Source organism: Mesorhizobium sp. M0778, assembly GCF_040320105.1.
GTDB lineage: Bacteria > Pseudomonadota > Alphaproteobacteria > Rhizobiales > Rhizobiaceae > Mesorhizobium.
The window spans coordinates 1-7,038 of the sequence record NZ_JAMYPA010000047.1 but is presented as its reverse complement, the minus strand read 5'-3'; the positions used below and the strand labels follow the sequence as shown (position 1 = coordinate 7,038).

The following is a 7,038-nucleotide window of genomic DNA, read 5'->3' as shown; positions in this document are numbered from 1 at the left end:
CCATAACCGCCATCATGAGAAAGCTCGTCGTTCTCGCTAACGCCCTCATCAGGGACGACCGGAAATGGTCGCCATCCCTTCCTTGACCAAGACGGATACTCTACCGGGCAGGCTCGCTGAGGAGATCAAACTTCTGGATCTCGCAATGCTCGCCCACCGATGCCAGCAGGTCCATTGGCGGTGCGCCAGTGTCGGGCCGCCTCCAACTGATCTCGAACGAGAACACAGGGTCCTTGAGATCTGGGCGCCTCTCTATTGCGACGAGGCGTGCCTGGTAGCCAAGCGGCCCGATGAGCGCATCGAGCTCCTGTCGAGCCGCGGCCTTCCACGTCAGTGCCAACTGGGCATGGTGTTCGCGCGACATTCGAAGGTCCACCCATTTCAGGACCAGCAAAGTGGCCAGCGTCAGCGCCGTGCCGGCCGCGCCCAAGCCGTATTGGCCACCACCGAAAGCCAATCCGATCGCCGTCATCACCCACAACGTGGCCGCTGTGGTGACCCCGCTGACAAGATTGCCGCGGCGAAGAATGGCGCCACCGCCGATAAAGCCGACGCCGGTCAACACGCCCAGCGGAAAGCGCAGGACGTCCATCGATGCAAACGAATCCGGGTGCTTGCCAACGGTCTCCAGCAGAATACTGGCCTGGATCATTGTGATGGCGGCGGCCAATCCCACCAGCACGGTGGTGCGTAGCCCCGCCGCGTGCCCGCGCGCCTCCCTGTTGAGGCCTATCAAAAGGCCTGCGAGCGCGGTCAGAAGCAGCCGTGCCGCGATGTCTTGCCAAACCGGAACAACGAGGAGCATCGCGGTCACCCGTCAGGCCAAGCGCTGCTGGCCTGGATTGGCGCCAGGGTCAAAGCGAACAAGGGTAACAGCGTCTTCATCGCAAATTCTTTTCGTCGATAAGCAACAAACGATGCGCTTAGGTTTTGGTTGCGCAGCCGACGATTCACCTCGGCTATGGGCAGCGACGGAACAAAACCTTCGGCCCGGGGTTGGTGGGTTCACGCCAACGAAGGATTTTCAAACATGGTCCGCTTGCTGGTTGCCGGAGCCGTCGCTTATCTGGCCTATCGCATTACCAAGGAGATCGGCGGGTCCGACGAAGTCGATCCGCTGTCGCCTGCGCCCGACCAGACCGGCCGCAAGGTGGCGAGGCGGCAAAGCAGGGCCCAGGGGAATGGCCGACGGCGGTAGCGAATGCCTCAGCGGCGGCGCGGACCAGCCATGACCGCATTTCCGTTGCCGCTCGACCTTCGTCCGATGGAAGCCAAAGCCGCCGACGCAATTCCTGGCGGCGACGGGCTTTGGCAGTACGAACCGAAATGGGACGGGTTTCGGTGCCTCGTGTTCAAGGGTGACGATGCCGTCGATCTGCGTGCAAAATCGGGCAAGCCGCTTGGCCGCTATTTTCCCGAACTGATCGCGGTGCTGCGCGATGTGAGGTCGCGACGGTTTGTTGCCGACGGCGAGATCGTCATCGAGGTCGACGGATCGTCCTCGTTCGAGGCCCTGCAAATGCGCCTTCATCCAGCCGAAAGCAGGATCCGCAAGTTGAGCCTGGAGACGCCTGCCATGCTGGTCCTGTTCGATATGCTGGCCGAACCCGGCGGCAAGATTATCATCGAACAACCCCTCACCGACAGGAGACGGGCGATCGAGGCCTTTGTCGCGTCGGCGGGACGGCGCGAACTGCGCCTGTCCAAATGCACGCACGATGCCGCTACCGCCGAGCGCTGGCTGCAAGGCGCCGGCCATGGCTCGACCGACGGTGTTGTTGCAAAACTGATCGCCGAGCCATACCAGCCCGGCGAGCGCGCCATGGTCAAGGTCAAGCGGCTGCGCACTGCGGATTGCGTGGTCGGCGGCTTTCGCTATCTCGCCGGCAGCAACGAAGTCGGATCCCTGCTGCTTGGCCTCTACAATAACGAAGGCAGGTTGGACCATGTCGGATTCACCTCGACCATCGGCAAGGACGACAGGGCGGCGCTGACCAGACGGCTGGAAAAACTGCGGGCCAAACCGGGTTTCACCGGCGAGGCGCCGGGCGGGCCAAGCCGCTGGAGCACGGAGCGCAGCGCACAATGGGAACCGATAAAGCCTGAACTGGTGGTCGAGGTTCGTTTCGACCATGTGACAGGCGACCGGTTCCGGCACGGAACCAAGCTGTTGCGCTGGCGGCCGGACAAGGAGCCCCGGCAATGTACGTTCGAGCAGATGGAGTAAGTCCCGCCGGAGGCAACGCTTCAAGGCGCTCTTGGTGTTCCGTTCTGCCGCCTACGACGGAACCGATGCAGAATTCACTGGTTCGCCGCACTAGCCGAGCCTCGGCAATCCATTGCCGAGGCTCGGGATGCAGTCTGAAAATCAAGCGGCTTCTTGCATTGCGCGTTCGTTGACACCGCTTTCGCCGAGCTTGGAAAGCGCTTCGTCGGTCGCGACCTCTTCCTTGAGTGTTGCCCTGAGCAGTTCGACAACGTCGCTCTTGCCGAGTTCTTCCGCCCATGCGATCAAAGTGCCGTAACGAGCGATCTCGTAATGCTCGACGGCCTGCGCCGCGCCGACAAGCCCGGCGTCGAGCGCAGGAGCACCGTTATACTCCTCGAGCACTTCCGAGCCCTCTTCGATGATGCCGTCAATCGCTGGACAGGTCTTGCCGCGGGCCGGCTTGCCGAATTTCTCGAACACCTCCTCCAGGCGATCGACATGTCCTTCGGTTTCCATGTGGTGTTTCTCGAAGGCGGCAGTCACTTCTTCCGACTCCGCGCCCTTGGCCATTTTGGGCAACGCTTTCAGTATCTTCTTCTCGGCGTAGTAGAGGTCTTTGAGCCCGTCGAGGAACAGGTCCTCGAGGCCCTTGCTTGCCGCCTTCGCGGCCTTTTTCGTAGTCGGCATGGTCGTCTCCCGGGAGTTGGTGGCAGCCTCGCAAAGTAGAGGCGTCCGATAACCCTCCGATGGGAAACAAGTTCCCTGACGGTTCAGGAGCTTTGAAAATTTTTCCGACGGCACTTGTGTCGTATCGCAAGGGGCCTCGACCTGCGGTAGCAACAGGCGAGAAAAGCACTCAGCGCTCGCCGGTATGTCCGACCAGGCGGATATATTCGGCCTCGGCCAGGCCGTAGCCGCCATCCGCTAGCGAAACGAGACCATCGCGGTCGCGGATAATGATTTCGCCGCGGCGGGACCGGATGAGCCCTCGGCCCTCAAGCAGCTGGAGCGCGACCGTGACGCCCGGACGTCTTACGCCGAGCATGATCGACAGGAATTCGTGGGTGATCGTCAGCCGGTCGCCGGCCACCCGATCGTCACACATGAGCAGCCAGCGCGCCAGCCGGTCTTCAAGCTTCGATCGCGCGTTGACCAGCGCGGTGTAGCCGGTCTGGATATGCAGACACTGCACGTAGCGCAACAAAAACAGCCGCAATGTCGGGCTTTGCGTCAGCGCTGCCTTGAATGGCTCGGCATCTATCCTGGCGGCTTCTCCCGCCAGTTGCACATAGCAATCATGGACCATGCGATCGTCGCCCATCACCAAGGCCGAGCCGGTCATACCTTCCAAGCCAATGAGGCCAACTTCCGCATCGCTGCCATTCGGCATTTTCGCAACCACTGAACCAATGCCGTCCTCGACGAAATAGATGGCCTCGATCGGTGATCCGGATACTTCGAGCGATTGCCGCAACTCCAGCGAACAGCGCTCGATGTGCGGCTCGAGAAATGCAAAATCGCCGGCGCTCATCCGGCGCAACAGCTTGTTTTTGAATAGATTTTGATTGGAAATAGCTGGATCAGACATAGCTGGGCCCAAAACAGGGCAAGAGCTTTTTGATCTCCCAGCCGTCCGCGCCCGGTATAACCTGCTGACGATACGGCTTATATAAGCGCTGAAAGGTATGGAGCCTACTAAATAAATGAATTCGATGCACGGCAGTTTCTCCTGCCGCTTGCCTACGAAAACATCTGACTGAAAGTTAGAGTTGAAAACGTACCAAAGGTGCTTGGTACGAAATCGATAAATCAAAAATGTCGGGCGCGAAAGAGCCCGTCGCGAGGGATGCAACGGGCTCCATTCGGGCGTCGTGGGCTACGCCCAGTGATCCAAATGAGGGTGGCTTGGATCACTACAATAATGCAGGTGAAAGGCAGTCGTTCCCGATCTGTCCGCTCGGTAATTTCCGTACATTGAGTTTGGAGGCAAGCGGCGCTAATTGAATTTGAGTCATCCACACAGGCATGGCGAGTGGATGCTTGAAAGACGCTTCGCGCTTTCGCCCTTTTCAGGGAGGATGGCATGTCGATGCATGGTGCAGCAACTCCAGCCGAACTGAGCGTGCTGAGAAAAGCGCTCGACGACTGCTGCCGCGAGTTGGGTGTTGCGGACGACAGTCCGGTCCGCGAGCGGTTGGCCGCCCGTATCATGTCGCTGTTCAACGAGGGCGTGCTAAGCGCCGATCTAAAGGAAGCACTGGCCGCCGATCGCCAACACTAAAGCTGCTGCTATGGCGGGGTCCTCGGTGTCGAAGGGTCCGACGCCAGGTCGGCCTTTTTAGCCAGAGTCCTAGAGACTTTTCGTCTATTCACGACAAAACGCCCGCCGCTTATTACCCGGCGGCAGGCGTTTTGTCGTGAGCGTGACGCTAAATGCGCCCAAGCACGACCAAGATGATGACGATGAGCAGCACCAGGCCGAGGCCACCGCCACCGTAATAGCCGGTGCCGTAGAACGGTCCGCCGCCCAAGCCGCTGAAGCCGCCAAGCAAGGCAAGGACCAAGATGATGATGAGAATGGTTCCAAGGCCCATGATGTCTGCTCTCCTTGTTTGCGCTGCCGCCATTCGCATCAGCGCGTTCGCATTGTACAAAGGTATGAACTCGCAAGGAGCATTCCTGTTCCGGCGGGACAGCAAGGCGCACGCTCATGCAGCGAGGAAAACGCCGGGCTGTGCAATGGCGCGCCGGCCACCTTGAACACCTGAGAACATGCTGAATTCATAGGAAATTTGTCGGAACCTTCGCCCGCCCGAACGGTTGTTTTCGTAGTCGCAACGCGACGACCCTCGTAAAAAGGAGAAGCATCATGCTCACGAAAATTCTCGCAGCTTCGGCGCTTACGATCGGTCTGGCCACGTCAGCGATGGCCCAGAACGTCGGCGACCCCTCCGGAGCCGCTGCCGACGGCAGCGGGCGGACGGTCGTAGTCCCGGATAATGGCGGCCCTGACACCGGCACGGATTCGACCATCACCAACAGCATTCGCGATTTCTCAACGACGAATTCGAATGCCGACCGGAATTGCCCGCCGGGCCCGCAGGGGGCTCTGCCCGATGCGACCGGCAAGGCTCCGGGAACGATGGCGCCGACGGTGAACGATAACCACTGCGGCAAGTAAACGCCCTGTGATCATAGCCTGACGAGGCTGCGGAGCGTGCGCACCGCAGCCTCGTCAGTTTGCCATGAATCAGCCGCCTAACGGCCGCGGTGGTCGAAGCTGACGGCGATCTCCCGACCGTCCAGCGCCCGAACGATGAAGCCAACCAGCTCCTCGTCGGTTTGCCGGCACCAAGGAAAGCGTCTGCGCAAATCGGCTATGACGACGGTGGTCGAGAGAATGTCGCCGGAATGGTAGTCGGCCATGATGGTGTGAACGGCAGCGTCGGTATCAATACCGATTCCTAGCGGCGACCTGATCTGCCCCACGGAAGCCTCCACCCATCTCTCCCAGCCAACGATAGCAAGACTGCGGCAAAGCGAAAGAGCTTGTACGATTCCGTACGATCTCGCGGCTTGCGTTGCACTTTGCGCGACGCGGCCGGCGTCCTTTGTTTTGCCTTTCCAAACCATTGTTTGGCGTCGCAGCGGCTCTGGCCGCCGCGACCAGGCAACCTCGCCGCAGCTTCCGCGTTGAGCCATCGGAGGGATGACATCAGCCTCGGAGAACTTCCATGAAAACACTTCTATCCATCACTGCGGCAGCGCTGATGGCCGGCGCGCCTTTGGCTGCTTTTGCCCAATCGGCGACGCTGACACCTCTGACGACCGACACCATGAGCAAGGTTGACACGGCGACGTTCGTGAAGACGGTGCCCATCGCCAATACATTTGAAATCGAGTCGAGCCGACTTGCACAGAAGCAGGCGACGGCCGACGATGTGAAGGCCTTCGCGGCGCAAATGGTCACGGACCACACCAAGGCCGGCGAGGACTTCAAGGCGGCGCTCAGCAAAGGTCAGACAACTTCGGCCACCACGCCGGCCGGCCCGCCGCTGGACACCAAGCACCAGGCGTTGCTCGACCAACTCAAGGAGGCCAGCGGGGACAGCTTCCAATCGAAATATATCGACATGCAGACCCAGGCGCATAAGGAAGCGGTGGCGCTGTTTTCCGCTTACTCAAATTCCGGCGACGATCCGGCGATGAAGGAGTTTGCCAAGAAGACGCTGCCGGTGCTGCAAATGCACGAACGTCACGTGAAGGATCTCGCTGCTGCGCATCAATGAGGGCGAAGACCGCCTGCGGTCTTGCCAACGGAAACGCCCCGGCATGAATGAAGCGGCTGTCGTCCGGCCCGGAACAAAGCACCGAGAGTGCCGTTATTCACCTGGCTTATTCCGGGGAGTATCCAATGGAAGGCGGCATTCGCGAGGCGCCAAGGGCATTAGCGCTGGGTTTCGGCGCCATCCTGGTCGCCGCTGTCACAGGCTGAAATCGCTTTCCGAACGGGACAGGCTGCCTTCATGCGCTACGGCGAGATATTTGCAAATGTTACGGCACTCATGTTGCTGGCCTTGATGATTGGCGGCGTCTTCGTCCTGTTTGGAGAGCCGCTGTGGCCGCGGCACTACGCGAGAATGGTGCTAGTTACGGATATCGAGGGCATGACCACCGCGTCAGTCCGAACAAGCTGCGTGCCCAGTCCATGCCTGCCCGACACCATCGATCAGACTGTGCTCGCTCCTCGCCCCGAGGACGGACCGTGATCTGCGATTGCAGCAGACGCTGGAGCCGGGACGGAAAAGCCCGCCGCCCGAACTGCGCGG

Annotated in this window: 10 protein-coding genes; 5 read left to right on the top strand and 5 right to left on the bottom strand. The window is 60.4% G+C overall.

The genetic code is table 11. The annotated features are described in order from the left end of the window. Positions 1-100: 100 nt before the first annotated feature. Positions 101-805, bottom strand: a complete 705-nt coding sequence (locus tag NKI22_RS31200; protein WP_031194456.1) for an MgtC/SapB family protein — start codon at positions 803-805, stop codon at positions 101-103. Positions 806-1,030: 225 nt separating this feature from the next. Here NKI22_RS31200 and NKI22_RS31195 point away from each other — a divergent pair, with 225 nt between their 5' ends. After that, positions 1,031-1,198: a hypothetical protein gene (locus NKI22_RS31195; protein WP_023720543.1), complete on the top strand. Its 168-nt coding sequence runs from the start codon at positions 1,031-1,033 to the stop codon at positions 1,196-1,198. Between the two features lie 30 nt (positions 1,199-1,228). Then, a complete protein-coding gene (locus NKI22_RS31190) occupies positions 1,229-2,227 on the top strand; it encodes an ATP-dependent DNA ligase (protein ID WP_023720544.1) in 999 nt (332 codons plus the stop codon). Positions 2,228-2,368: 141 nt separating this feature from the next. Here the strand turns inward: NKI22_RS31190 and NKI22_RS31185 are convergent, their stop codons facing one another. Next, positions 2,369-2,896 (bottom strand): YciE/YciF ferroxidase family protein, encoded by a 528-nt coding sequence (locus NKI22_RS31185; protein ID WP_023720545.1) that lies wholly within the window; start codon positions 2,894-2,896, stop codon positions 2,369-2,371. A 169-nt stretch (positions 2,897-3,065) separates the two neighbouring features. Next, positions 3,066-3,797 carry a Crp/Fnr family transcriptional regulator gene (locus NKI22_RS31180; protein WP_023720546.1) on the bottom strand — a complete coding sequence of 244 codons (732 nt, stop codon included), beginning with the start codon at positions 3,795-3,797 and terminating at the stop codon, positions 3,066-3,068. 495 nt (positions 3,798-4,292) lie between these two features. Between NKI22_RS31180 and NKI22_RS31175 the strand changes: the two genes are divergently transcribed. Beyond that, the gene (locus tag NKI22_RS31175) at positions 4,293-4,490 is read left to right on the top strand and encodes a hypothetical protein (protein WP_023720547.1); all 198 of its coding nucleotides are present in this window, start codon (positions 4,293-4,295) and stop codon (positions 4,488-4,490) included. A gap of 148 nt (positions 4,491-4,638) precedes the next feature. Here NKI22_RS31175 and NKI22_RS31170 read toward each other — a convergent pair whose 3' ends face one another. After that, complete coding sequence (locus NKI22_RS31170) at positions 4,639-4,803, bottom strand: DUF3309 family protein (RefSeq protein ID WP_023720548.1); 165 nt, start codon at positions 4,801-4,803, stop codon at positions 4,639-4,641. Between the two features lie 275 nt (positions 4,804-5,078). Here NKI22_RS31170 and NKI22_RS31165 point away from each other — a divergent pair, with 275 nt between their 5' ends. Continuing rightward, on the top strand, positions 5,079-5,390 hold the full coding sequence (locus tag NKI22_RS31165) for a hypothetical protein (RefSeq protein WP_023720549.1): 312 nt from the start codon (positions 5,079-5,081) through the stop codon (positions 5,388-5,390). Between the two features lie 77 nt (positions 5,391-5,467). On the opposite strand, the gene NKI22_RS31160 is transcribed toward NKI22_RS31165, so the two are convergent. Then, positions 5,468-5,698 carry a hypothetical protein gene (locus NKI22_RS31160; RefSeq protein WP_156948137.1) on the bottom strand — a complete coding sequence of 77 codons (231 nt, stop codon included), beginning with the start codon at positions 5,696-5,698 and terminating at the stop codon, positions 5,468-5,470. Between the two features lie 281 nt (positions 5,699-5,979). Here NKI22_RS31160 and NKI22_RS31155 point away from each other — a divergent pair, with 281 nt between their 5' ends. After that, complete coding sequence (locus NKI22_RS31155; protein WP_245278645.1) at positions 5,980-6,498, top strand: DUF4142 domain-containing protein; 519 nt, start codon at positions 5,980-5,982, stop codon at positions 6,496-6,498. The last annotated feature ends 540 nt before the right edge of the window (positions 6,499-7,038 follow it).

Bases quoted from the DNA above. Each gene is read 5' to 3' on its own strand.
- NKI22_RS31185 (WP_023720545.1), bottom strand. From the start codon at position 2,896: ATGCCGACTACGAAAAAGGCCGCGAAGGCGGCAAGCAAGGGCCTCGAG.
- NKI22_RS31200 (WP_031194456.1), bottom strand. From the start codon at position 805: ATGCTCCTCGTTGTTCCGGTTTGGCAAGACATCGCGGCACGGCTGCTT.
- NKI22_RS31165 (WP_023720549.1), top strand. From the start codon at position 5,079: ATGCTCACGAAAATTCTCGCAGCTTCGGCGCTTACGATCGGTCTGGCC.
- NKI22_RS31175 (WP_023720547.1), top strand. From the start codon at position 4,293: ATGTCGATGCATGGTGCAGCAACTCCAGCCGAACTGAGCGTGCTGAGA.
- NKI22_RS31155 (WP_245278645.1), top strand. From the start codon at position 5,980: ATGGCCGGCGCGCCTTTGGCTGCTTTTGCCCAATCGGCGACGCTGACA.
- NKI22_RS31195 (WP_023720543.1), top strand. From the start codon at position 1,031: ATGGTCCGCTTGCTGGTTGCCGGAGCCGTCGCTTATCTGGCCTATCGC.
- NKI22_RS31170 (WP_023720548.1), bottom strand. From the start codon at position 4,803: ATGGGCCTTGGAACCATTCTCATCATCATCTTGGTCCTTGCCTTGCTT.
- NKI22_RS31180 (WP_023720546.1), bottom strand. From the start codon at position 3,797: ATGTCTGATCCAGCTATTTCCAATCAAAATCTATTCAAAAACAAGCTG.
- NKI22_RS31190 (WP_023720544.1), top strand. From the start codon at position 1,229: ATGACCGCATTTCCGTTGCCGCTCGACCTTCGTCCGATGGAAGCCAAA.